The sequence below is a fragment of the Klebsiella sp. KPN54798 genome (assembly GCF_021184225.1).
In the GTDB taxonomy this organism is placed as follows: domain Bacteria; phylum Pseudomonadota; class Gammaproteobacteria; order Enterobacterales; family Enterobacteriaceae; genus Klebsiella; species Klebsiella pneumoniae.
Genome location: NZ_CP089234.1, coordinates 4,043,334 through 4,068,940 on the forward strand (window position 1 = coordinate 4,043,334; position 25,607 = coordinate 4,068,940).

General features: G+C 54.9%; 23 protein-coding genes. 8 read left to right on the forward strand and 15 right to left on the reverse strand.

All coding sequences use genetic code 11. The annotated features are described in order from the left end of the window. Positions 1-25: 25 nt before the first annotated feature. On the reverse strand, positions 26-1,411 hold the full coding sequence (gene cysS, locus LPQ25_RS19470; RefSeq protein ID WP_226340382.1) for a cysteine--tRNA ligase: 1,386 nt from the start codon (positions 1,409-1,411) through the stop codon (positions 26-28). Between the two features lie 175 nt (positions 1,412-1,586). Between cysS and ppiB the strand changes: the two genes are divergently transcribed. The 5 genes from ppiB (at position 1,587) to purK (ending at position 4,923) form a co-directional block, all read left to right on the forward strand. Further along, positions 1,587-2,081, forward strand: a complete 495-nt coding sequence (gene ppiB / locus LPQ25_RS19475) for a peptidylprolyl isomerase B (RefSeq protein WP_004151319.1) — start codon at positions 1,587-1,589, stop codon at positions 2,079-2,081. A 3-nt stretch (positions 2,082-2,084) separates the two neighbouring features. Further along, entirely contained in the window at positions 2,085-2,807 is a 723-nt protein-coding gene (gene lpxH, locus LPQ25_RS19480) for a UDP-2,3-diacylglucosamine diphosphatase (protein ID WP_004151320.1), read from the forward strand. A 107-nt stretch (positions 2,808-2,914) separates the two neighbouring features. Further along, positions 2,915-3,253 carry a hypothetical protein gene (locus LPQ25_RS19485; protein ID WP_004191612.1) on the forward strand — a complete coding sequence of 113 codons (339 nt, stop codon included), beginning with the start codon at positions 2,915-2,917 and terminating at the stop codon, positions 3,251-3,253. A 96-nt stretch (positions 3,254-3,349) separates the two neighbouring features. Further along, entirely contained in the window at positions 3,350-3,859 is a 510-nt protein-coding gene (gene purE / locus LPQ25_RS19490; protein ID WP_004151322.1) for a 5-(carboxyamino)imidazole ribonucleotide mutase, read from the forward strand. Further along, entirely contained in the window at positions 3,856-4,923 is a 1,068-nt protein-coding gene (gene purK / locus LPQ25_RS19495; RefSeq protein ID WP_012737545.1) for a 5-(carboxyamino)imidazole ribonucleotide synthase, read from the forward strand. Before purE ends, purK begins: the two co-directional genes overlap by 4 nt. A gap of 154 nt (positions 4,924-5,077) precedes the next feature. On the opposite strand, the gene LPQ25_RS19500 is transcribed toward purK, so the two are convergent. The 4 genes from LPQ25_RS19500 to LPQ25_RS19515 are packed head-to-tail and all read right to left on the reverse strand — an operon-like array spanning position 5,078 to position 9,728. Beyond that, the gene (locus tag LPQ25_RS19500; protein WP_012737544.1) at positions 5,078-5,971 is read right to left on the reverse strand and encodes a carbamate kinase; all 894 of its coding nucleotides are present in this window, start codon (positions 5,969-5,971) and stop codon (positions 5,078-5,080) included. 8 nt (positions 5,972-5,979) lie between these two features. Continuing rightward, complete coding sequence (locus LPQ25_RS19505; protein WP_012737543.1) at positions 5,980-6,783, reverse strand: oxamate carbamoyltransferase subunit AllH family protein; 804 nt, start codon at positions 6,781-6,783, stop codon at positions 5,980-5,982. Positions 6,784-6,791: 8 nt separating this feature from the next. Further along, positions 6,792-8,051, reverse strand: coding sequence for a YlbE family protein (locus LPQ25_RS19510; RefSeq protein WP_012737542.1), 1,260 nt, complete (start codon positions 8,049-8,051; stop codon positions 6,792-6,794). A gap of 9 nt (positions 8,052-8,060) precedes the next feature. Beyond that, positions 8,061-9,728 (reverse strand): acyl-CoA synthetase FdrA, encoded by a 1,668-nt coding sequence (locus LPQ25_RS19515; protein ID WP_012737541.1) that lies wholly within the window; start codon positions 9,726-9,728, stop codon positions 8,061-8,063. Positions 9,729-10,042: 314 nt separating this feature from the next. Here LPQ25_RS19515 and allD point away from each other — a divergent pair, with 314 nt between their 5' ends. The 3 genes from allD to allE are packed head-to-tail and all read left to right on the forward strand — an operon-like array spanning position 10,043 to position 13,142. Beyond that, positions 10,043-11,092, forward strand: a complete 1,050-nt coding sequence (gene allD / locus LPQ25_RS19520) for an ureidoglycolate dehydrogenase (protein WP_012737540.1) — start codon at positions 10,043-10,045, stop codon at positions 11,090-11,092. A 21-nt stretch (positions 11,093-11,113) separates the two neighbouring features. After that, complete coding sequence (allC, locus tag LPQ25_RS19525; protein ID WP_012737539.1) at positions 11,114-12,349, forward strand: allantoate deiminase; 1,236 nt, start codon at positions 11,114-11,116, stop codon at positions 12,347-12,349. Between the two features lie 10 nt (positions 12,350-12,359). Then, positions 12,360-13,142: a (S)-ureidoglycine aminohydrolase gene (gene allE, locus LPQ25_RS19530; protein ID WP_012737538.1), complete on the forward strand. Its 783-nt coding sequence runs from the start codon at positions 12,360-12,362 to the stop codon at positions 13,140-13,142. A gap of 216 nt (positions 13,143-13,358) precedes the next feature. Here the strand turns inward: allE and glxK are convergent, their stop codons facing one another. The 10 genes from glxK to allA form a co-directional block, all read right to left on the reverse strand. Then, complete coding sequence (gene glxK, locus LPQ25_RS19535) at positions 13,359-14,504, reverse strand: glycerate 3-kinase (RefSeq protein ID WP_012737537.1); 1,146 nt, start codon at positions 14,502-14,504, stop codon at positions 13,359-13,361. Positions 14,505-14,521: 17 nt separating this feature from the next. Continuing rightward, a complete protein-coding gene (locus LPQ25_RS19540; protein WP_012737536.1) occupies positions 14,522-15,832 on the reverse strand; it encodes a uracil/xanthine transporter in 1,311 nt (436 codons plus the stop codon). 185 nt (positions 15,833-16,017) lie between these two features. Continuing rightward, positions 16,018-17,379, reverse strand: a complete 1,362-nt coding sequence (gene allB, locus LPQ25_RS19545; protein ID WP_012737535.1) for an allantoinase AllB — start codon at positions 17,377-17,379, stop codon at positions 16,018-16,020. 129 nt (positions 17,380-17,508) lie between these two features. Next, complete coding sequence (locus LPQ25_RS19550) at positions 17,509-18,963, reverse strand: allantoin transporter (protein WP_012737534.1); 1,455 nt, start codon at positions 18,961-18,963, stop codon at positions 17,509-17,511. 77 nt (positions 18,964-19,040) lie between these two features. Beyond that, the gene (locus LPQ25_RS19555; protein ID WP_012737533.1) at positions 19,041-20,297 is read right to left on the reverse strand and encodes an MFS transporter; all 1,257 of its coding nucleotides are present in this window, start codon (positions 20,295-20,297) and stop codon (positions 19,041-19,043) included. Positions 20,298-20,351: 54 nt separating this feature from the next. Beyond that, a complete protein-coding gene (gene glxR / locus LPQ25_RS19560) occupies positions 20,352-21,230 on the reverse strand; it encodes a 2-hydroxy-3-oxopropionate reductase (protein ID WP_012737532.1) in 879 nt (292 codons plus the stop codon). Positions 21,231-21,349: 119 nt separating this feature from the next. Further along, on the reverse strand, positions 21,350-22,126 hold the full coding sequence (gene hyi / locus LPQ25_RS19565) for a hydroxypyruvate isomerase (RefSeq protein ID WP_012737531.1): 777 nt from the start codon (positions 22,124-22,126) through the stop codon (positions 21,350-21,352). Positions 22,127-22,139: 13 nt separating this feature from the next. Then, on the reverse strand, positions 22,140-23,921 hold the full coding sequence (gcl, locus tag LPQ25_RS19570; protein ID WP_014907964.1) for a glyoxylate carboligase: 1,782 nt from the start codon (positions 23,919-23,921) through the stop codon (positions 22,140-22,142). Positions 23,922-24,008: 87 nt separating this feature from the next. Then, positions 24,009-24,827 (reverse strand): HTH-type transcriptional repressor AllR, encoded by an 819-nt coding sequence (allR, locus tag LPQ25_RS19575; RefSeq protein WP_012737529.1) that lies wholly within the window; start codon positions 24,825-24,827, stop codon positions 24,009-24,011. 91 nt (positions 24,828-24,918) lie between these two features. Beyond that, positions 24,919-25,401 (reverse strand): ureidoglycolate lyase, encoded by a 483-nt coding sequence (allA, locus tag LPQ25_RS19580; protein ID WP_012737528.1) that lies wholly within the window; start codon positions 25,399-25,401, stop codon positions 24,919-24,921. Between the last annotated feature and the right edge of the window lie 206 nt (positions 25,402-25,607).

Genomic DNA, 25,607 nt, shown 5'->3' on the forward strand with positions numbered 1-25,607 from the left:
GTGGCCTTTATATTAGATATGGCGTTTACTTCCGGCGCCAGGTGGTGCCCTGCGGGCCGTCTTCCAGCACAATGCCCATCTCGTTGAGACGGTCGCGCGCCGCATCCGCCGCCGCCCAGTCTTTCGCTTTGCGTGCGTCCAGACGCCGCTGGATGAGCGATTCGATCTCCGCCACTTCCGCGTCGTCAACCTGCGCGCCGCTCTGCAGGAACGCCTCCGGCTCCTGCTCCAGCAGACCCAGTACCGCAGCAAGCTTACGCAGGTGGGCCGCCATGGCGTTCGCCGCGGCCGCGTCCTCGGTTTTCAGGCGGTTTACTTCACGCGCCATATCGAACAGCACCGAATAGGCTTCCGGGGTGTTGAAGTCGTCGTCCATCGCCTCGATAAAGCGTGCTTCGAAGGCTTCGCCCCCCGCCGCGTCGACGGATTTGTCCGTCCCGCGCAGCGCGGTGTACAGACGCTCCAGCGCCGAACGCGCCTGCTTGAGGTTCTCTTCGCTGTAGTTCAGCTGGCTGCGATAGTGGCCGGACATCAGGAAGTAGCGAATCGTCTCCGCATCGTAATACTTCAGCACGTCGCGGACGGTAAAGAAATTACCCAGCGATTTCGACATCTTCTCGCGGTCAACCATCACCATGCCGGAGTGCATCCAGTAGTTGACGTATTCACCGTCGTGGGCGCAGGTGGACTGGGCGATTTCGTTTTCATGGTGAGGGAACATCAGATCCGAACCGCCGCCGTGAATATCGAAGTGGTTGCCAAGCTGCTTGCAGTTCATCGCCGAGCACTCGATATGCCAGCCCGGACGGCCCGCGCCCCACAGCGACGGCCAGCTCGGCTCGCCCTCTTTCGACATTTTCCACAGGACGAAGTCCATCGGGTTACGCTTGACGTCAACCACGTCGACGCGAGCCCCCGCCTGCAGCTGGTCTAGATCCTGGCGCGACAGCAGACCGTAGTTCGGGTCCGTCGGCACGTCGAACATCACGTCGCCGTTATCTGCCACGTAAGCATGGCCTTTGGCGATCAGCTGCTCGGTGATCTCAATGATCTCCGCAATATGGTGCGTTGCGCGCGGCTCGCTGTCGGGACGCAGAATATTCAGCGCGTCAAAATCTTTGTGCATTTCGGCAATCATGCGATCGACCAGCGCGACAAAGCTTTCGCCGTTTTCATTAGCGCGCTTAATGATTTTGTCGTCGATATCGGTGATATTGCGCACGTACTTCAGCTTATAGCCAAGAAAACGCAGATAGCGCGCCACGACGTCAAAGGAGACGAAGGTACGTCCATGGCCGATATGACAGAGATCGTAAACGGTAATACCACACACGTACATGCCGACTTCCCCGGCATGGATAGGTTTAAATTCCTCTTTCTGGCGCGTCAGTGTATTAAAAATTTTTAACATCGAAGATTCCGTGTAGACGTGTGTGGGTAATGAAGTCTCTATAATACCCATAATTCAGACCGGACGCAGCACACATTGCAAGGTGCATCGACCCCCGCGGTTATGCTATAACACCCCCCTATATCTCACCCGACACCGGGTGCTGGCACCACACTCATCGGAACAGGATGCAAAAATGGTTACTTTCCACACCAATCATGGCGATATCGTAATCAAAACGTTTGACGACAAAGCGCCGGAAACAGTTAAAAACTTCCTGGACTACTGCCGCGAAGGTTTCTACGACAACACCATTTTCCACCGTGTTATCAACGGCTTCATGATTCAGGGCGGCGGTTTTGAACCTGGCATGAAACAAAAAGCGACCAAATCTCCGATTCAGAACGAAGCGAACAACGGTCTGAAAAACACCCGCGGCACGCTGGCGATGGCCCGTACTCAGGCGCCGCACTCTGCCACCGCGCAGTTCTTCATCAACGTGGTTGACAACGACTTCCTGAACTTCTCCGGCGAAAGCCTGCAGGGTTGGGGCTACTGCGTCTTCGCGGAAGTGGTTGAAGGCATGGACGTGGTTGACAAAATCAAAGCGGTTGCCACCGGCCGCAGCGGCATGCACCAGGATGTGCCGAAAGATGATGTGATCATCAAAAGCGTCACCGTCAGCGAGTAATTCGTGGCGACACTTTTCATTGCAGATTTGCACCTGCAAACAGAAGAACCGGCGATCACCGCCGGTTTTCTGCGTTTTTTACAGGGCGAAGCCCGCCAGGCGGACGCTCTGTATATCCTTGGCGATCTGTTTGAGGCATGGATCGGCGATGACGATCCTAACCCGCTGCACCAACAAATTGCCTCGGCAATCAAAGCCGTCGTCGACGCCGGCGTGCCGTGCTACTTCATCCATGGCAACCGCGATTTTCTCGTCGGCCAGCGCTTTGCCCGCCAGAGCGGGATGATCCTGCTCGCCGAAGAAGAGCGACTGGACCTCTATGGCCGTGAAGTCTTGATCATGCATGGCGACACGCTGTGCACCGATGACCAAGGCTATCTGGCGTTTCGCGCCAAAGTCCACACCCCGTGGATCCAGCGTCTGTTCCTGGCCCTGCCGCTGTTTATCCGCCGTCGCATCGCCGCCCGCATGCGCGCCGACAGCAAAGCCGCCAACAGCAGTAAATCAATGGAAATTATGGATGTGAATCCACAGGCGGTAGTTGACGCAATGGAGCGGCATCACGTGCAGTGGCTGATCCACGGCCATACTCATCGCCCGGCGGTCCATGAACTGCAGGCCAACGGCCAACCCGCATGGCGTGTGGTACTTGGCGCCTGGCACAGCGAAGGTTCGATGGTCAAGGTGACGCCGGACGACGTCGAACTAATCCACTTTCCGTTCTAATTCCTGCGCGAGCACAATTCCGAAAGCGCCTTTTGCCCGGGCGAAGGTGCGCGCTTCCCCCCGCCCTGCATGCTAGTCTTCCACAACGTCACTCTCAAGGAACGAGCATGAGCAGGAAAAAGTGGAGTCAGCCGCTGATGTGGGGAATGATCATCGCGATCCTCAATCCGTTAGGGGTAAGTTATATCGCCTTAATCGGCGTCGTTATCGGCAACACGCTGACGTTTGTCTGGTGTGCGATGCTGGCGTGGGCTATCTATTTTTATGCCATTTATTTGCTCTGCACCCGCCCTCACGATAGCCGGCTGGTACAAATCTATTTACTGCTTATGGGCACCCTGATGCTCCCATGGGGGGTAGTGCTGCTTATCACCTGTATCATGAGGGAGATAAAGGTCAATCAGGCACCCACGCCATCACCTCCAGGCGAGACAAAAGACGGCTAACCATGCGCACGCAACCGTTTTCCTTGCTGGCAGTTCATGCTATTCTCTGTGGCCTCTAAAGCAGTGTGAAACACACCCACAGGAGTTTTAAGACGCATGTCTTCCCGCAATAATTCGGCGCGTATCGCCATCGTGATGGGGTCCAAAAGCGACTGGGCTACCATGCAATTTACCGCAGAAATCCTTGATGCCCTGAACGTTCCGTACCATGTCGAAGTGGTCTCCGCCCACCGCACGCCCGATAAGCTGTTCAGCTTTGCTGAAAGCGCCGAAAGCCACGGTTATCAGGTGATTATTGCAGGAGCAGGCGGCGCGGCGCATCTGCCGGGCATGATTGCGGCGAAAACCCTGGTGCCGGTGCTCGGCGTACCGGTTCAGAGCGCAGCCTTAAGCGGTGTCGACAGCCTCTACTCCATTGTGCAGATGCCGCGCGGCATTCCGGTCGGTACCCTGGCCATCGGCAAAGCTGGCGCTGCGAACGCCGGCCTGCTCGCCGCGCAGATCCTTGCCCAGCATGATGCAGAACTGCACCAGCGCCTGAGCGCCTGGCGTCAGGCGCAAACCGATGAAGTGCTGGATAATCCGGATCCGCGGGGTGCGGCATGAAACAGGTATGCGTGCTCGGTAACGGCCAGTTAGGCCGTATGCTGCGCCAGGCCGGCGAGCCGCTGGGCATCGCCGTTTGGCCGGTCGGCCTGGAAGCCGACCCGGAAGCGGTGCCGTTCCAGCAGAGCGTCATCACGGCAGAAATTGAACGCTGGCCGGAAACCGCCCTCACCCGCGAGCTGGCCCGCCACCCGGCGTTCGTCAACCGCGATGTCTTCCCGATTATCGCCGACCGCCTGACGCAAAAGCAGCTGTTTGACAAGCTTGGCCTCGCCACCGCCCCGTGGCAGCTGCTGGCGGATAAAAGCGAGTGGCCGGCGGTGTTTGCCCGCCTTGGCGAACTGGCGATCGTTAAGCGTCGCGTTGGCGGTTACGACGGCCGCGGCCAGTGGCGTCTGCGGGAAAACGAGATCGATCAGCTACCGGCCGATAACTACGGCGAGTGCATCGTCGAGCAGGGGATTAACTTCTCCGGCGAGGTATCGCTGGTGGGCGCCCGCGCTCATGACGGTAGCACCGTCTTCTACCCGCTGACCCGAAACCTGCATCAGGACGGTATTCTGCGCGCCAGCGTCGCCTTCCCGCAGGCCAACGCTCGCCAGCAGGAACAGGCGGAAAGCATGCTGACGGCGATCATGAACGAGCTGAACTATGTCGGCGTGATGGCGATGGAGTGCTTCGTTACCGCCGAGGGGCTGCTGATTAACGAGCTGGCGCCGCGGGTGCACAACAGCGGCCACTGGACGCAGAACGGCGCGTCTATCAGCCAGTTCGAGCTGCATCTACGGGCGATTACCGGCCTGCCGCTGCCGCCGCCGGTGGTCAACAGCCCGTCGGTGATGATCAACCTGATCGGCACCGATCTTAACTACGACTGGCTGAAGCTGCCGCTGGTGCACCTGCACTGGTATGACAAAGAGGTGCGCCCGGGTCGTAAAGTCGGCCACCTGAACCTCACCGACAGCGATACCGATCGCCTGAGCGCGACGCTGGAAGCGATCAAGCCGCTGCTACCGCCGGAGTACACCAGCGGCCTGTTCTGGGCGCAATCGCAACTGGCGTAACGCCTTACCTTTGTCTTGCCGGGCGGCGGCTGACGCTTGCCCGGCCGATAAAAACCCAGCTATTCAGAACTCGTCGCCCTGGCAACGCGCCTCCGTCGCCGTCCCGGGGCAAAATGCACGATATTCAGACATCCTCACCGCCGGTAGTCCCACGTCAGGGCTTGATACAGGTTCCCGCCCGCCCGGCGAGAGTCTCCTCAATGCGTGATAACGCACCAATCCACGCCCGCTTGCCTCTGCGGCGAACATAGCTGCTGACTGCCGAAATTTTCGGCCCCATCGCGCCATCGTCGCGAGCAAAAGGCGCCAGCGCTTCCGGGGTCGCTTCACGGATCGGTCGCTGCATTGGGGTGCCCCAGTGTTCATATACCGCATCCGCATCGGTGAGGATCACCAGACCATCGGCATCAATCTGTTCCGCCAGTAGCGCTGCGGCCAAATCTTTATCGATAACCGCCTCTGCGCCCTGTCCGCTCTCGAGCACCGGAATGCCTCCGCCGCCACAGCAGATCACGACATGTCCCTCATTCAGCAGACGCTCAATCGAGTCGCTCTCCTCAATTCTCACCGGCCTTGGCGAGGCGACAACCCGACGCAAGTATTTGCCGTCGCGCTTCATCGTCCAGCCATACTCCTCTTCCAGTTGCTGCTGTAACTCAGGGTCATAGACCGGACCGATAAATTTCTCCGGCGCCGAAAAGGCTGGATCGTTCGATGCCACAGTAATACGCGTCATCACTGTCGATACCGGCGGTACCAACGATTCCTGCGCCAGACATTGGGCCAGCATATAGCCAATCATGCCCTGGCTCTCCGCCACCAGCACGTCCAGCGGGTAAGGTTCAACGTCGCTATAGGCCAGATTTTGCAGCGCCAACAGGCCTACCTGCGGCCCGTTGCCGTGCACAATGGCCAAACGGTAATGCTGCGCCAGACGCGCCAGCGCGGGAACGGCACTGTGAATATTGCGATACTGATTTTCTACCGTCAGCGCTTCTCCGCGCTGTAATAAAGCGTTACCCCCGAGGGCAACAACCAGCGTTTTCATAAAAGTCCTTACATTATTTGTTGCGCCAGCCAGAACCCCAGAAGCGTGTCGGCACCAGAGGTGTGCCCCATCGCCAGCAGGGCTTCGACGGCAGGTTCAATTCGTCGTCCGCACTGAAGCGCGTTAACAACATGCAGTAGCGGTGAAGCGAAGCATCCCTTACTGGCGTAGCGTAAATAGTTGACGCTGACCTGCGTTGTGGCAGCATGCAGATCGCCGGAGGCATGAAAGAAATGGTGTCCGCTGTTGCGCGACATCTGTCCAGAACACCACGCGGACAGCATCATGCCGATCAGCATATCGTCCATGCTCGGCGTCAGGCCTGGCCCCTTCCCCAACCACAGCCGCCAGTCAACGGGGCTCCCGGTCAACGCAGAAGCAAAACAGTGGCGTAATTGCCGCAACTCAGGATGATGCGGCAGATGGATAGCCTGCCACAGCGGCCCAAACAGGCCCGTCTCTTCCGGGCGCTTCATGAGCGCTGCCGGCAGATAAGGGCCATCAGGCTGATATCGAGGCCGCAGGGAGCAGCGCCTGCGTGGCGGTAACAGCAAAAGGTTATCGACCTGAATGCCGTCATCACGCGCTATCGGCAACCCCCCCGCCTTCAGCGCCGCGTGTAAACGGATAAAATCACGGTGACGTAATACCCATCCGCCGGGGCTCACGCCTTGTCCCCGATGATGCAGCGTCAGCATCGCGCCGCCTGCAACATAGAGATTGATGGTGCGCTGCCAGAGGCCGCCGGTTCGCCACGGCTGGCGATGGTCCGGCGCGTCAATGCTGCCTGTCAGCGGACGGATCTTATCCATTGCGTGCCTCAGCTCACGCCCAACTCGTCCGCCAGCGCTTCCAGCGCCAGTTCAAAGCAGGCCAGTGGGGCTCTGACGGTTCCGGCGCCAATCTGGCCGATCCCCGCCTCTTTATGCGCAATACCAGTGTTGATAAGCGGTGTAATGCCAGTTTCAACCACCCGGCGAATATCCAACCCCAGACAGGCGCCCTGGAAATCCCAGCCCGGAATTTGCAGTTGCATATTGCGTTCAAGGAAGATTTCCGCCATCTCCTCGGAGACCGATTTCGCCGCCTCCATCCCACCCGCGCCGACAAAGCGAGTGACGCCCGGGGCCGCGATCATCGCCGCCCCGCCGATGCCGAAGGTTTCAGTAATGGCGCTATCGCCCATATCCGGGTTGGCCTGCTCCTGCGAGAAACCAGTGAAAAACAGCCCCTGCGGCGTATTGACCGGCGCGGTAAACCAACGGTCGCCCAGCCCGCTGACGCGAATACCAAACATATCGCCGTTGCGGGTCATCGCGGTGACGATACTGCCCGCGCGGACCTGCGCCCCGGCATCCATCGCCGATTTACAGTAAGCCATCGCCAGGTTAAGGAAGAACTGATCGGTAATGGCGAGGAAATCCATCACTTCAGCTATCTGCTGTTTGTCGTGATTAAGGCGCGCCAGATGCGGCGCCAGCGTGCGCATTAGCAGCGCGGAGGTGGCGATATTACGCTGGTGAAACTCATCCCCCATGGTGATGCCCTGCGCCATCATCGCCGTCAAATCGATGCCGCGCTCCATCTGTTTCAGAGCCGCGCTAAGCACCGGCATCAGCACATCGCGCATCCAGCGCAGGCGCTGCTGCACATCTTCGCCGTAAGCGCCGAAACGCATCACCTTGCCAATCCCTTCGTTCAGGTTGCAATAGGCGCGGTTGCCTTCAGCGATATTTTCCACCACCAGCATCGGCATGTTCGGCGAAGTAATGCCGCCCATTGGCCCCACGGCGTTAACGTGATGGCATGGAATAAAGGTAATTTCGCCGCTTTCCAGCATCGCATGGGCAGTTTTTTCATCCTGCGCCCAGCCTTCGAACAGGCATGCGCCAATGCAGGCCCCTTTCATTGGGCCGGTCATCGCCTGCCAGCGCATCGGCGGCCCGGCGTGGAGCAACGTTTTGTTCTGATTCAGCGCCCCGATTAGCGCACCTGCCGGCTTCACATCCAGCCAGTGCGGACGTGCATTCCGAATTCGTTCAATTACTGCCTCATTGGCCTGCGCCACTGATGTAAACATAGGGACCTCTTATTGCAAACGCTCTAATAAACGAGCCAGTTTTTTATTTCCTCCGGCAATCGGCGCCCACTGATAGTGAACAACCGGCGTTCCGGCGGACTGTAAATCGATCGCAAAACTGCGCAGACCGGCATTAATTACCGCCACCCCATCCAGCAGACTGGAACGCGGTGCGGGCTCCGCCATCCGCTGAGGGCTAATCAGCGCAACAGCAAGCAGTGCGGCTTCCGGGAGGCTATCGACCACCACCACGCCGGCATCTTCCAGCTCGGCAATCTGACGGGAACGACACTGCGGGTCATTTTCGGTACCGGTCACGGTCGCGATAACGTGCAGCGGATGGCTTTCACTCCTCAATGCCCAGGCCAGCCGGCATGCTTCCACCAGCGATCCCGCCGGGTCGGCGGTGGCGCCATAGCCAATCACCACATCCAGCAGCAATACGCCCACCTGCGTTTGCTCGCCGAGCTCGGCAATCAGTTGGTTACGCAGGGAGGGATCAATCATCGGGTGTGGACGACCAACGGTGTAGAAATCATCGCCGAGGTCGACGATCTGGTGGCCCAGAGCGTTGAGCATCATGCCCTGCGGGTGATGCTCATCGGGAGTGATGTTCAGGCGCTCAGCCAGCAGCCCGGCAGATTCCGCCGCCAACGTGCCGCCGGTATATAATCCGCGGATATGCTTATCCGCGACTGCGGTCAGATTTTCCTGGTGGCGTACCACTCGGGCCAACAGACACGCCAGCCGACCGGCCTCGTCCAGCGTGCGGGCAAACCAGACGTTTTCATCGCGGTTGACTGGCGAGACATAGCCAAGAAATAGCGCCACCACCGGTTTAGCACTGCGTTTCATTGCGTTAATTATCTTCAGGCGCACCGCCTCATCAGGTGGCTTGGATACAAAGGCCAGTACCTGGCTCTGCGCATCCTGGGTTAGCATTTCCAGCGCCGTTTGCGCACTAAGGCCCCCCACTTCCGCGCTCAGATCACGGCCGCCGAGACCTATCGCATGGCTGATCCCTTCGCCGCCGAGGGCAATTTGCGATACCAGTTCCTGGATACCGGTACCGGAGGCGCCAATCACCCCGATATTGCCCTCTGGTGTAACGTTGGCGAAGGCCAGCGGGGTGCCGGCAATCATGGCGGTGCCGCAGTCAGGTCCCATCACCAACAATCCTTTCTCACGGGCGCGGGTTTTGAGGGCAATTTCATCTTCCAGGGTGACGTTGTCGGAGAAAATCATCACGCTTTTCTCACTACTGAGCGCCTGATGGGCCAGCTCTGCGGCATATTCTCCGGCAACAGAAATTAAGGTCATATTGGCCTGCGGCAGTTTTTGCATCGCGCTTTGCCAGCGGCGAACCACGTTCAGACTCTGACTTTGTCCGCTTCCCTGCGCCAGGGCGGATAAGGCGTCATCCAGACGGGCGATAATCATTTCTGTCACCGATGCATCTGCGCAATCGGTACGGATCGCCACGCAAATATCATTCGGCGTCGCCGTGGCAAAATCGTCATGCCAAAAACCGGTAGTTTCCAGCAGCGCTTTATTTGCCGGCGTGCCCATCATGACCGAAACATCGTCGACATTTTCTGACTCACTCAGCTTACGTGAAATAATCATTAAACTGACTGAATCCTGAAAACAGCCCTTTTTAATAAAGGCATGGATCATAATAACTCCCCAATAATTGCACCCATTGCAATTGAATGAGCATGGTTAATCTGCAATCAGGCTAACGGGATGGAATTATCAATGGCGTGACCTAAATCACATGAGGATTATTACTACAGGCTTTCAAACAAACCGCCTGACATTAGCAGTGATTTTTTAATAAATCGATTACACGGCCATTTATGACAAATCCATTACGATTATCAAATAAAATCTAACACTGGTCATTTAACTATACAGATCACAATTTCAGTTTCTTTTCCCCGTATTTTAGTCAGCAGTCAGGCTCTACACCGTCGTTAAAAGGAAGACAGATGAAAGTCAGTCGGGAAACACTTCATCAGCTTATTGCTAATAAGCTGAACGCAGCAGGACTCACTCATAATCACGCGGATATTATTGCCGATGTGTTGGTTTATGCCGATGCCAGAGGCATTCATTCGCACGGCGCGGTTCGTGTTGAATATTATGCTGAACGAATTTCAAAAGGCGGCACCAATCGTCATCCCACCTTTAGCTTTGAAAAAACCGGTCCCTGCAGCGGCATTTTGCATGCCGATAACGCCGCCGGCCAGGTCGCCGCCAAAATGGGCATGGAACATGCCATTGAGATCGCCCGGCAAAATGGCATAGCCGTAGTGGGTATCCGGCGCATGGGACACAGCGGGGCCATCTCGTACTTCACGCAGCAGGCGGCTCGCGCCGGGCTGATTGGCCTCTCGCTGTGTCAGTCAGACCCGATGGTCGTCCCTTTTGGCGGAGCGGAGATCTACTACGGCACCAACCCGCTGGCCTTCGCCGCTCCCGGCGAGGGCGACGATATCATCACCTTCGATATGGCCACCACCGTCCAGGCGTGGGGAAAGATCCTTGATGCTCGTTCTCGCCATGAAAGCATTCCCGATAGCTGGGCGGTGGACAAAAACGGCGCCCCAACCACGGATCCTTTTGCCGTCCATGCTCTGCTTCCTGCCGCCGGTCCCAAAGGTTACGGGCTGATGATGATGATTGACGTCCTATCCGGCATTTTGCTCAACCTTCCGTTTGGTCGCCAGGTCAGCTCGATGTACGACAACCTTAGCCAGGGACGTGAGTTAGGACAATTGCATATAGTGATTAATCCTGACTTTTTCTCCTCCAGCGCTTTATTTCGCCAGCACATTAGCGACACCATGCGCGAATTAAGCGCCATTACGCCAGCACCTGGATTTAGTCAGGTTTATTACCCGGGGCAGAATCTGGATATCAATGAGAAAAACAGCGCTGTCAACGGGATCGAAATCGTTGATGAGATTTATGACTATCTGGTTTCAGACGCTTTATATAACCGCTCTTATGAAACCAATTCCCCTTTTGCTCAATAAAATAAGTAACAGGAGTTATGTATGACTCATTCTTTTCGACAGGCAATTGAAGAGACATTGCCCTGGCTTTCCTCTTTCGGCGCCGACCCTACCGGCGGACTTACCCGTTTGCTTTATTCGCCGGAGTGGTTGCAGGCGCAGCAGGCGTTTAAACAAAAGATGAGCGACAGCGGGCTGGAAACACGCTTCGATGAAGTCGGTAACCTTTATGGCCGCCTGCCCGGTAGCCGTTTTCCCGACGACGTTATCCTCAGCGGTTCGCATATTGATAGCGTCGTCAACGGCGGCAATCTTGACGGTCAGTTTGGCGCGCTGGCGGCCTGGCTGGCGGTCCGCTGGCTAAAAGAGACCTACGGGGCACCGCTGCGTACCGTGGAGGTGCTGGCGTTAGCGGAAGAAGAAGGCAGCCGCTTCCCTTACGTCTTCTGGGGCAGCAAAAATATCGTCGGCATCGCTAACCCGGCGGACGTGCGTGAGATTAAAGACGCCAAAGGCGTGGCGTTTGTCGATGCTATGAAGCAGTGTGGCTTTAGCCTGCCCACCGCCCCGCTGGCGCCGCGCCGGGATATTAAAGCCTTCGTTGAACTGCATATCGAACAGGGCCGCGTGCTGGAAACCAACAAGCAGTCCATCGGCGTGGTCAACGCCATCGTCGGTCAACGCCGCTACACCATTACCCTCAACGGCGAATCTAACCATGCCGGCACCACCCCAATGGGCTACCGCCGCGACACCGTCCATGCTTTCAGCCGCATCTGCTGCGAATCCATCGCCAAAGCGAAAGCCCACGGCGACCCTCTGGTGCTTACTTTCGGTAAAGTCGACCCGCAGCCGAATACGGTCAACGTGGTGCCGGGTAAAACGATCTTTACCATGGACTGCCGCCACACCGATGCCCTTGCATTAACGGCATTTACTGAAATGATCGAAGGCGATATGCGGCGGATCTGCGAGGAAATGGATATTGGCATTGAAATCGACCTGTGGATGGATGAAGCCCCGGTTCCCATGGACAAAAGACTGGTCGCCCAACTCACTGCCCTGTGCGAAAAGGAGAAGGTGAATTTCCGCGTGATGCACAGCGGCGCGGGACACGACGCGCAAATTTTCGCCCCCTGCTTCCCCACCTGCATGATCTTTATGCCAAGCATCAAAGGCATCAGCCATAACCCGGCTGAAAGTACGCATATAGAGGATTTGGCGGAAGGGGTAAAAACGCTCGCCTTAATGTTGCATCAACTGGCCTGGACTGAATAAGGAATAAAATATGGGTTATTTAAATAATGTGGTTGGCTATCGCGATGATTTACTGGCCAGCCGTTCCATCGTACGCCACGGCAATTATGCCCTGCTGACGCCGGACGGTCTGGTCAAAAATATTATTCCGGATTTTGCTAACTGTGATGTGACTATTCTGTCGACGCCGAAATTAGGCGCATCCTTCGTTGATTATCTGGTGACGCTACATGAAAATGGCGGTAATAAAAGCGGGTTTGGCGGCGATGGCATTGAGACCTTCCTGTATGTGATTAAGGGGAAAATCACCGCCGGTGCGCAGGGTAAAACCTTTGCGCTGACCGAAGGCGGCTATCTTTACTGCCCACCGGGTGAACGGATGACTTTCAGTAATAGCCATTCAGCCGACAGCCAGCTATTTCTCTATAAGCGCCGCTATATTCCGACAGCGGACCATGCGCCTTATCTGGTCACCGGCAACGTCAGCCAGCTGGAGCGTATTCATTATGAAGGAATGGAAGATGTTGTTCTGATCGACTTCCTGCCAAAAGAGCTGGGCTTCGATATGAATATGCATATCCTCTCTTTCGAGCCGGGCGCCAGCCACGGCTATATCGAAACCCATGTGCAGGAGCACGGCGCCTATATTCTTTCCGGCCAGGGCGTGTATAACCTCGATAACAACTGGGTTCCGGTGAAGAAAGGCGACTATATCTTTATGGGCGCTTATTCCCTACAGGCGGGATACGGCGTCGGGCGTGAGGCGTTCAGCTATATCTACTCGAAAGATTGCAACCGCGACGTTGAGATCTGATTGCTAACAAACTGCGCTCGTTGGTATTACCCGGCGGCGCTTTGCTTGCGCGGGCCTACGGGGAAATCTCGCCGCTTTCGTCGGCGGGTGAGGCGTCAGCCGCCACCCGGCGAAATTCGGGCACAATAGCAAATGCGGATTTGTTACCCATCGCATAAATTTTTTTTGTTTAGCTATGTTGGATTTTGCCACGGTGAGAACCGTGGCATTTTTTATTCAGGCGGGAATGTTCTGGCCGAGCTTGATAGCACAGGCGATATTGCGCGCGCAGGCATACAGATTTTGCTCACCGCGTTCCAGCACTTCGGCAAGCGGCGCCAGCGCGGGCAGAATGCTAAATACCGCATCAATGCCATGCTGATGCACCGCTTCCACGCCGTCCCCCAGAACGCCAGCGATACCGATCACTGGGATGCCATGCTTTTTCGCGAGCCGCGCCACGCCAATCGGCGCTTTGCCGCCGACGGTTTGCGAATCCATTCGCCCTTCACCGGTAATTACCAGATTCGCGTCGCGCAGCGCCTCCTCCAGTTGCATCGCCTCAATCACGATATCGATGCCCGGCTTCAGCGCCGCGTTAAGGAATACGCAAGCTGCCACGCCCATACCGCCCGCCGCGCCGCCGCCGACAATCTTCGTCACCTCCGTACCCGTTGCCGTGAGCAGCACCTGTGCGTAATTTTGCAAACCACGCTCGAGGGCAGCGACCATCTCAGCGCTGGCTCCTTTTTGCGGACCAAAGACCGCCGCCGCGCCGCGTTCGCCGAGCAGTGGATTATCAACATCGCAGGCCACATCAATCCGGCATTTGCGCAGGCGCGGGTCGAGGTCGCGTAAGTCAATGCTAGCCAGCCGCGCCAGCGCGCCGCCACCGAATCCTACGCTCTCGCCGCGCTCGTCAAGAAAACGTGCCCCCAGGGCCTGGGCCATGCCCATTCCACCATCTACCGTGGCGCTGCCGCCAATACCGAGGATAATATGGCGAACGCCGGCGTCCAGCGCATGGCGAATCAGCTCCCCAGTCCCGAAGCTGGTGGCCCGCAAGGGATCACGTCTCCCGGCGGGAACCAACATCAGCCCGCTGGCTGCTGCCATTTCAATAAACGCGGTTTGCCCGTCGCCGCTCAGGCCATAGAAGGCGCCTACCACCTCTCCCAGCGGTCCCATCGCCGGCAGCATCACCATTTTGCCGTCGGTCGCCTCAACCATTGCCTCAACCGTCCCCTCGCCGCCGTCGGCGATCGGCAGGCAGATGCACTCCGCCTGGGGGAAAATGGAGACGAAGCCCGCCTTAATCGCCTGAGCGCAGCGACTGGCGCTGACGCTTTCTTTGAACGAGTCTGGTGCAATAATAATTTTCATTGTTCATCCTTTTAATGTCATGACTTAATACGATCCCAGGGAATGAGATTCTCCATGGCTACCGCCAGCAGCACCCCGATTAGTAAGCCGTTACCTAAGAGTGGTCTGATTGTCAGAGGCAACGTCTGGAGATAAACCGGCGGTAGCCCCATCAAAAAAATGCCGACAAATAACGGCAGAGCCAGCCGATAGATATTTCGCGCGGTAAAGGTAATTTGCTTACTGAAAGATAAACTGGAATATAACAACGGCAGGTAAGAGACCAGCATGACCGCACTGCTGATCGGTAAAGGTAGGGTGGTAAAAAAGTGGGTCAGCGGCGTAAATAATCCAACCAGCAGACAGCACAAACAGCCGATAATAAATGGCCGGCACGAGGTGTCGCCAGTTTGAGTTAATAAAGCTGTCGACGAAACAAAGGGGGAAAATGGCACCACGTTGAGCGGAACCGTTATTAATGTTATCAAACCGGAGATTATAAAGCTGCGTCGATAGCGGGTATTACTGGCTCCCTGTTGGGGGTAAAAAACATCGGTGCTGCGAATGGCGCCATAGGTATTGGTAATATTAACCAGTCCCGCCAGCAGGGCGGTTAAAATGATGCCGGGTCGTAGCTGGCCGCCGTAACCCAGCGGGAACCACTGCCAGTGAATGGGGCCTGAGGCTACCGTAGCGGGAGGCATGCGAAACAGCAGATGCCAGCCAGCCCAGCCCGCCAGAGTGCCGATCAGTAAGGCGTAGCGAGCGATACCATCCGGGAGAAAAATGATCATTCCCAGCACCAGAATCATCACCGACAGCGCCAGGCAAAATGGTGCCAGCTGAATACCCGGATTAACCTGCGTCGAACTAAAGGGCAGCCCAAGCATGCCTTTAAAAAAGATGGTAGTCAGCTGCGCGCCCAGCAGCAGCATGAAAAAGACCATTACCGTTGGGCTGAACAGCTTCGCCAGGCGATGGCCAATGCCACTTACGCCAATAATGATGGTGAGCGCCGCCGAGAAAAATATGCCGACAGCCAGGCTGGAGGCGATGCTGTCGAACGGCGTCCCCCGTGCGGCTTCGCCCACGGTGACCGTCAGAATGGTGCTCCACCACAGGCCCGTCGGTCCTTCCATAATCGCCCGACGATGTCCCAGTAACGCTTGCGCCAGACAGGCCAATCCAGTGGTGATAAACCCGTACTGGGTAAGCGTAATTAACGCGCTGGCAGGGAGCTGAAAAGCAGACTGTAATGTTGGCGGTACCACAACGGTGTTGCAGAAAATAAAGAAGAACCATTGAAACCCCGCCAGGGTGTTACGTTTATTTAGCGGCAATACCACCATGATGAAATCCTGAAAAAGCGCCTGCCGTTAAACAGACGCTAAATATGGAATGGGGCGAGAAACGGTCCCCTCTCCCCTTTTAGGAAGAGGGATAGGGTGAGGGGAAATGTACCCACCAATGCCCTCACCCCGGCCCTCTCCCAAAGAGAGAGGGAGCAAACCATCCCCAACTTTTTATTCGCCCGTTACTGCTGATGCTTAAGGATAAATTTCCCCTTCGGCTCGCGCGGGAAGCCCTGTTCGATGTCATAGATCACCTCGCCGCGCAGAATGGTTTTAGCAATCCGAGCGCCAATCTTGCGACCCACGTAAGGGCTGACTTTGTGGCGATATTCGAGGTCTTCTGCCCGTAAAACGTAGCTGCTGTTCGGCTGAATAAACACCAGGTCGGCGTCTTTACCCGGGGCAATGCGGCCCTTATGCTTCAGGCCGAAAATATCGGCGGCGTTGGTCGCCATCAGACGGGCAAACTGCGGCAGAGACATACCGCGTTTCTGCACCGCTTCATCGAACATCACGTCCATGCAGTTTTGCAGACCGGCAATCCCGCCCCAGGCCTGCATGATATTGCCAGCCTTCATTTCCGGTGGGCACGGCGAATGGTCGGAGACCAGGCAGTCGATTTCTCCGTTGAACAGCTTTTCCCACATGCCTTTCTGGTTTTCCGCATCGCGGATCGGCGGAGAGCACTTCGCCAAGGTACCGATCTCTGCAAACTGATCGGTATCCAGTACAAAGTAGTGCGGGCAAGATTCACAAGTCACATCCTGCCCTTCCTGACGGGCGCGGGTCACTTCGGCTACCCCTTCCGGGCTGCTGACATGACACACATGCAAGCGGCAACCGGCGACTTTCGCCAGATACAGAACGCGGCGAATGGCTTCCACTTCGGTGAAGACCGGCCGAGAGGCTACATAATCATGCGCCGTCACGCGGCCTTCCCTTTTCGCCTCTTCGCCTAGCTCGTCGCAGATCAGCGCGTTTTCGCAGTGCACCAGCACGGTCTGCTTCATTTCGGCCAGCTTTTGTATGCCTTTGAAGAACTGCCAATCGTTGACGTCGCGGAAGTCGTTATCGATCCCGCGGTCACCGCAGGTGGCGACGAAGCATTTGAATCCCACCACTCCCACTTCATCCAGCTCATGCAGTCGGTCGAGGTTATAAGAGACCAGGCCGCCAAGCTGCGCGGCATCGATGGTCAGTTTGCCTTTCGCCGCGTCGAATTTCAGCTCAATGGTCTGCCGGTCAACGGTGGCCGGTAGCTGATTCAGCGGCATTTCAATCATCGTGGTGATGCCGCCTTTTGCCGCCGCGCGAGTCCCGGTTTCGTAACCTTCCCAGTGGGTACGACCAGGTTCAGAGATATGCGTATGCGCATCGACCATGCCCGGCGAAACGATCAGACCCGTGGCATCCATGACCTGCTTCGCCTCGCCCAGGTGCTCACCAATAGCAGCGATTTTACCGTCGTTCACCGCGATATCGACTACCCGGGATTCGTTTTCCAGAATAACAGTGCCGTTTTTAATGATTAAATCAAAAGACATAATAACTCCTTGTATGTGTACAGATGGGTCAGCCGCCATACTTCTGCTGCGACATTGCGTGCCGCAATAACAATGGCTTTGGCCGGTAATGCTTCATCCATGAAATAAACTTTCCTGGTTAAAATTAAATTAACTAACAGTATTTGGCCGTGTCAGATTATTGGGTTGCGCCCGTTTCTTCAGCAAAGCGTACGCAACAAAAGCGACAATAACACCGACAAACCATGACACACGGGAGAAAGGTTCCAGCAAAGGAATAAACTTCCCACCGAGCGATAAAATGACTGCTACAATGGTTACCAGGAATGCGGTAACATTAAAACCATTATCAAAATATTTATAATCTCCTGGTGTGGTATAAAGTTCATTAAGATTTATTTGCCCACGCATAACGATGAAATAGTGAGCCATCATTACACCAATAACCGGCCCCAACATCCCGCCAATAATATCGAGGAAGAGGTAAATACTGTCTTGATTCTCCATTAATTTCCATGGGCAAATCAGTAAGCTAATAATACTGGCGATGAGCACGCCATTTTTATAGGTCAGTTTGGCTGGGGCAATCGCCGCGATCTGATAGCCTGCCGGTATAATATTACCGGTAGCGTTGGTGGAAATCGTGGTCATCAATATCACCAGCACCGCAAAGAACGAGGCAAACAGGCTGTCCCATTTCTGCACTATATCCAGCACGTTCCAGGTATCCATACCATAGTGGATACTGGCCCCGGCGATAATACAGACGCCGGCGACCGCAAAAAGAATATAGGCCACCACGAGTCCAAGCGTCTGACCAATAGCCTGCTCGCGAAATGAGCGCGCGTTCTGGGTGAAATCCGAGGCGCTGACTGCCGGAGCGGCCCAGACGGCCACCACCGCATTGATCACCACCAGGAACAAGAAACCGGTATGTTCCGCTTTTGCCACCCCGGTCGGCAGGTAGTCGAGGATCGGGCCGAATCCTACCAGCGAAATGGCCCAGATAGCCATGCCGCCGAAAACGATATAGATGCAGGGGTTGAGGATTGCGGTAAATTTATTCAGCACTTTTCCGCCACCAAAGCCAATCCCGACGTTAATCAACCAGAACACCAGAAAGGCGATCAACCCCGGCAATGACAGCCCCAGCAGCTTAAAATCACCGCCAAACGTCAGAAACGCAGGCCATAATTTGCCTAATAAGATCAGAAATGCCAGCGATCCGGCGTAGCATTGCAAGCCAAACCACATAATCGCCGCGATACCGCCTCTGAGCAGTCCGGGCAATAATGCACCGCGTACTCCATATGAGGCTCTTAATATCATCGCGAAGGGTACGCCATATTTACTTCCGGCAGCACCGTTAAACACCATGGCCAGGGCAATAATAAAGGCACTTAATATTATCGCCATCATAATGCTAAAAGTGGAAAGTCCAAGGATAAAAAAACCACCCACCATCACATAATTTGGTACGTTGTGTACAGAACCCATCCACAACGTAAAATAATTGAATGTTTTCCAGTTACGCTGAGCGTCTGATTTCGGCAATAGATCATCACTATAGCCCCTGGTTTTGTATAGGTCTTGAGTTTGTTCCATAATTCCCTCTTAATACGCATCGGATTACGTTTGTAGGTTTAGCTATGTGGAACAACAATTTTTATTATTTATTTTTATTATACAGTGATGGACTTTGACGGTATTTTATTCTTGCGCAAGGTAATCAGGGCAAAAATTATCGTCCCGGTAACAACCAGTCCAGCAGACATCACAAAACTAATTTCTTTCGATCCGGTCAGGTCGGAAATAAAGCCGGTGAGCGTCGGTGCAACTACCGCAGAACTCATACCAAAGAAATTAAATAAGCTAAAGGCGCGGCCTAACGTTTTCGCTGACGCCTGCTCGGAGACGAACGAGATAAGAATCGGATCAACGGCCATTTTGCCCAGCAACCCGTACAGTACCAGGCTAATCATCAGCATGGCGGTATTTGGCGACAGAACGGTAAACATCAACATGGCCGCCGCGACTATCTCCAGCCCGAGAATAACTTTGACTTTACTGTCGCGGAATTTATCCGAGAGATGGCTAAAGAACAGCGCGCCCGGCACCCCGACCACCGCCACCAGCGCGGAAGCAAAACCAATCGCCCCACCGTCAAACCCGCGTTCGGTCTGAAGATAAGAGGGTAGCCAGGTCACGATCAGATAGTAGCCGTAGCAGGTACAGAAATAGAGGAAGTACACGCTGCACAGTAATGGCGAGAACAGCGGCGCCGATTTCTCTTCCGCAACCGGCGTTGACGCCGCTGCGTTCGTTTTATTTTCCGCTGCGGCGGGTTCTTTCATTTTGCGGCGAATGACCAGGGTAAACACGCAGAGCATCACCAGCAGAATCGCAGCGACGATAAACAACACGTTTTGCCAGGCCATGTGCATGCTTTTGACCAGAATACTTGAACCAATCAGGCCAATCCCCATGCCAATGGCAGAGCCGCTGTTGATGATGGCGTTCGCCAGCGCCCGGCGTTCCTGCGGCACGTTGGCCGAGGAGAGCGAATAGGCGGAACTAAAGAAGGAGGCGCAACCGGCGCCGGCCAGTAGCGAGCCGATATAAATCAGCGTCAGATTTCCGGCATTAGCGATACTCAGGGTACCGATAATAAATAGCGAAAAACCGCACATCAGCATAATTTTCTGGCCCAGTTTATCCACCAGAATGCCGCAGGGGATCTGCATGCCGCAGTAGGCCAGAAAATAGAAGCTGGCAATCGCGCCAATTTCAGCATTACTGACGTTACCTAATGACGCCTGAATCTCCGGATAAATCGGCGTTAACACGGTACGATAGATCCAAATTGCCACCCAGCCCAGACTCATTACCACGACTATTTTCTTCCAATAGTCGACACCTTTGTTATTGATTGTATCCATAAAGTCACCTGTGAGGTTCAAATAAAGCTGCTGGTTTCGGCAGCTTTACGCTTATTACGCTATTTGATGATTTGCCATTAATTCCAGAGCCTGAATCAGAGACGAATGATCTAACTCGCTCCCTCCATTGGCGGCACAAGTATTAAAAAGTTCCTGACAGGTAGCAGTATTCGGCAGATTAAGCGCCAGGGCTTTAGCGCTCTGCAGAGCCAGATTGAGATCCTTCTGGTGCAGAGAAATTTTAAAGCCTGGATTAAAGGTGCGGTTGAGCATTCTTTCACCGTGCACTTCCAGAATACGTGAGGAAGCGAAACCGCCCATCAAAGCCTGACGAACGCGAGCAGGGTCCGCCCCGGCTTTAGAGGCAAAAACCAGCGCTTCGGACACCGCTTCAATATTCAGCGCGACAATAATTTGATTGGCGACTTTACAGGTCTGACCGTCGCCGTTCCCTCCGACGAGGGTGATATTTTTACCCAAAATATCAAACAGCGGTTTCACGCGGGCAAAGATATTTTCATCGCCGCCAACCATAATGGAGAGCGTGCCTTCACGTGCGCCAATTTCGCCGCCGGAGACCGGCGCATCAAGGTAATCGGCGCCCAGATCCCGCACCTGCTGCGCAAAACGTTTCGTTTCTATCGGCGAGATAGAACTCATATCCACAATAATTTTGCCCTTCAGAACCGCTTTAGCACAACCATGTTCGCCAAACAGCACCTCGGCAACCTGCGGGGTATCGGGTACCATAATAAAAATAATGTCTGACTGCTCCGCCACCTGTTCTGCGCAGGCCAGATGTTGTGCCCCGTGCTTGAGCAATTCGTCAGCAACAGGCCCAATAGTGGTAACGTGCAGTGCGTGGCCTGCTTTGGCAAGACGGAGCGCCATCGGGGTGCCCATAATCCCCAAACCAATAAATCCCAGCTTCATAAGTATCCTCTCACAATGTATATTTCGATTTATCTGGGCAATAGCTATCCCTTCCGGTTGTCAGGAAATAAATCCCCTGCGTCTGGAATAATAAATACTGCCCAACGATAAATTAAAAATTAGCGGTAGCGATTAAACCATGTCAGTCCCGCTTCGGTGGTAGTCAATGGTTTATATTCACAACCTACCCAACCGTCATAGTTTGATTTATCGATGAAATTAAAAAGATACTCATAATTAATTTCACCGGTCCCGGGTTCACCTCGATTCGGATTATCCGCGATCTGTAAGTGACCGATACGATTAGCGTAAGTTTGCATCGTATGGGTTAATTCCCCCTCCATACGCTGCATATGGTAAATATCGTACTGAATTTTCAGATTATCATTACCCACTTCATCAATCAGCGCCAACGCCTGATGCGTGGTATTCAGATAAAAGCCCGGCATGTCGAAGTAATTGATCGGCTCAATTAGCAGCAGGATACCTTCCTGGGCCAGCGCGGCGGCGGCAAAACGTAAATTCGCCACCAGCGTTGAGCGAATATGTTCTTCGCGATAACCCACCGGAGTTTTGCCGACCAGACAGTTAATTTTACGATTGCCCAGCGCTTTGGCGTAGCGGATTGCGGCGTCGACACCTTCGCGAAACTCCACTTCGCGGCCTGGAATACAAGCGATGCCTCGTTCCCCTGCCGCCCAGTCACCAGCGGGTAAATTGTGTAAAGTATGTTCCAGCTGGTTGTCGCTCAGCTTTTGCTTTAATAGCTCGGGGGCATAGTCATAGGGAAACATAAATTCAACAGCGCGAAAACCACAGGCCGCCGCTTTCTCAAAGCGATCCAGAAAATCATATTCCTGAAATAACATGGAAAGGTTGGCAGAAAAGCGCAACATAATGTCACCTCATTTATTCATATTTCATGAAACAAGTTTCGGTTGGTGCGTCAATGGCGCTATCGGCAACGTCTTCGAACTCCATGACATTATCCAGTTCGCTGCCCATGGAGATATTGGTTACGCGCTCGAGGATCACTTCCACAACGACCGGCACGCGATAGGCTTTCATCCATGCTTTGGCCTGCTCAAACGCGGGGGCAATATCCTCAGGCTTGAAGACGCGAATTGCTTTACAACCGAGTCCCTCCGCGACCTTCACATGATCGACGCCGTAGCCGTTTACTTCGCTGGAGTTAATATTTTCAAACGCCAGCTGAACGCAGTAGTCCATGTCAAAGGCGCGTTGCGACTGGCGGATCAAGCCGAGATAGGCGTTGTTCACCAGGACATGGATATAGGGAATATTGAACTGGGCGCCTACCGCCAGCTCTTCAATCAGAAACTGGAAGTCGAAGTCGCCGGAAATCGCGACCACGTTGCGCTCAGGATCGGCAGCGCAAACGCCCAACGCAGCGGGAAGCGTCCAGCCCAGCGGCCCCGCCTGACCGCAGTTGATCCAGTGGCGGTCTTTGAACACATGCAGCATCTGCGCGGCGGCGATTTGCGACAGGCCAATGGTGGTGACATAGCATACGTCCCGGCCAAACGCTTTATTCATCTCTTCATAGACGCGCTGCGGTTTAACCGGCACGTTATCGAAGTGGGTTTTACGCAGCAGCGTACGCTTGCGCGCCTGACACTCGCTAACCCAGCTCTCGCGACGCGGCAGGCGACCCTCTTTTTGCATTTGCTGCGCAATGTCTACCAGCTGAATTAACGCCGCTTTGGCATCGGAGACAATGCCTAAGTCCGGGCACAGTACACGGCCAATCTGCGTCGGTTCAATGTCGATATGAATAATTTTGCGGCCTGCGGTGTACTTCTCAACCGAGCCGGTATGACGATTCGCAAAGCGGTTGCCAATCCCGAACACCAGATCTGAGGCCAACAACGTGGCGTTGCCGTAGCGATGCGCGGTTTGTAAGCCGACCATTCCGGCCATCAGTTCGTGGTCGTCCGGTATACAGCCCCAGCCCATCAGGGTCGGGATCACCGGGACATGGGTGATTTCCGCAAATTGTTGCAGCAGCGCGGCGGCATCGGCGTTAATCACCCCGCCACCGGCAACAATCACCGGACGTTCAGCCTGGACTAACAGCGCCAGTGCCTTTTCAATTTGCGGACGCGTGGCGATCGGTTTATAAGCCGGCAGCGGCGAGTAAAGCTCAGGGTCGAATTCGATTTCTGCCACCTGGACATCATAAGGCAAATCGATGAGCACCGGTCCCGGTCTACCGGAGCGCATCAGATGGAAAGCCTGCTGCAGCACGCCCGGAACTAGCGCCGCCTCTCGGACAGTCACCGCCATCTTGGTAACTGGTTTAGCAATAGATTCAATATCCACCGCCTGAAAATCCTCTTTATGCAGGCGCGCGCGCGGCGCCTGGCCGGTGATGCACAGAATCGGAATCGAGTCCGCGGAGGCAGAGTACAGGGCGGTGATCATATCCGTACCCGCCGGACCGGAGGTCCCCAAACAGACACCAATATTACCGGCAGTCGCGCGGGTATAGCCTTCAGCCATATGAGACGCGCCTTCAACATGGCGGGCAAGAATATGGCGGATCCCGCCGTGCTTACGCATCGCAGAATAAAACGGGTTAATAGCCGCGCCAGGCACGCCAAATGCCGTGTTAACCCCTTCTTTTTCCAGAACATACATTGCCGCGTCAACGGCTCTCATTTTTGCCATTTTTACAACCTCACTTTATTGGAAAATTTTTCCAAATATAAACATAATCAAAAAAGTCCCGCTCAAGTGAGCGGGTTGGATCGGCGATCAGTCGGCCTGGGGTTTAAGGCCCAGCGCGGTACTGATATTCCTTGCCGTCTCCCTTACCAGCTCGCCCTGGCTGACAAAACGGTCCGGGGTTAGCCTGGACGCAGGTCCGGAAATCGAAATGGCCGCTACCACGGAGCCCACATCATCGTAAACCGCTGAAGCAATACAGTTTAATCCTGTCACATGCTCCTCCTGGTCAATGCTGTAGCCGCAGGCTCGCGCCTCATCCAGATTTCGCTGCAGGACCGGCAAATCCACAATCGTCGTCGGCGTAAACCGCTGCAGGCCGGTCTTCACAATCACATCCACCAACTCTTCCGCAGGCAGCGGATACAACAGCGCTTTCCCGGCGCCTGAAGCATGGAGCGGGAGTCGACTGCCGAGCGGCGCGCACATTCGCACCATCGACTTGCACTCCTGCTGGCCAATCAGTACCGCTTCGTTGCCATTGCGAATCGCCACGTTGACTGTCTCCCCCGACATCAGCATCAGCCGCCGCATAAAGGGCCCACCGACGGATAAAACGTCCCGGTTATGGATGTAGGCCGAGCCGATATTGAACGCGCCAAGACCGATATGCCACCAACCTAACTGGCTGTCCTGATAGACAAAATCCGCGCCTTCCAGCACTTTTAGCAGGCGAAAGGTGGTCGATAACGGTAAGTCCAGATTCAGGGAAATATCGCTAACCGACGAGCTGCCGCCGCTCTTTTCCAGGTATTGCAATATCGCGATCCCTCTCTCCAGCGCCTGTGCGCCTTTTTGCGCGGAAGGCTCCTGCTGGCCAGGCCTTCCACGCCTTCTCACTTCTGTCATACCTCGATTATCTCCGGCTCAAAACCTGAGCATAAATAGTGTGTAAGCGCCCACATGTTATGCAAGATAATCGACAGCGTCACGTGTAACCTCACGCAAAGCTCAGCTCCACGGTCGGGATCTTTACGACATCGCAGTTGTCTTTTCCGCCGCGATCGACGGTTAAAAAATCGGTTTCCGTCTGCCAGGCAAACAGCGGATGGTGCCAGACATTACGGTGGTAATTCACCCCCTGACGGCCATTTGAGATAAACGCACGCAGCGTGTTCATGTCCGGCTCATCGCCGCCTGCCGCGACCACCACGACAAAGGCCTCCCCCCGCAACGGCACAAACGCCTGGGTACCAAGCGGATGGCGCTCCAGTTCGGTGACAATAATCGGCAGCACGGCGGGTTGCGCACGATTAATGCTAATGAGCGTACGATCCTGCTGTAACGTCTCCACCATCGCCAGATCGTGAAAACGCTGTACTTTGCCATCATTGATGTGAAAAAAATCCTGTCCTTCCGTTTCGATAACATCCCCATACGGGCGGAATGCATCTCGCGTCAGGGGCAATACTTCAAGCTTCATGAGCTGTTCCTTATTCATTAAAAACCGTTCCCCTTCCCAACGTCGAAGGGGGTAGAGAAGCTGCGCAATCCACAGCCATCTAAGCGTGACAACACTATAAGTTGGAATAATTTTCCAAAATCTGATTTAACCCACATTATTGAAAAGGTTATTATGAAAAAATACTTAAAAATCATGGGTCAATTATTAAATAACGAGGAATATGG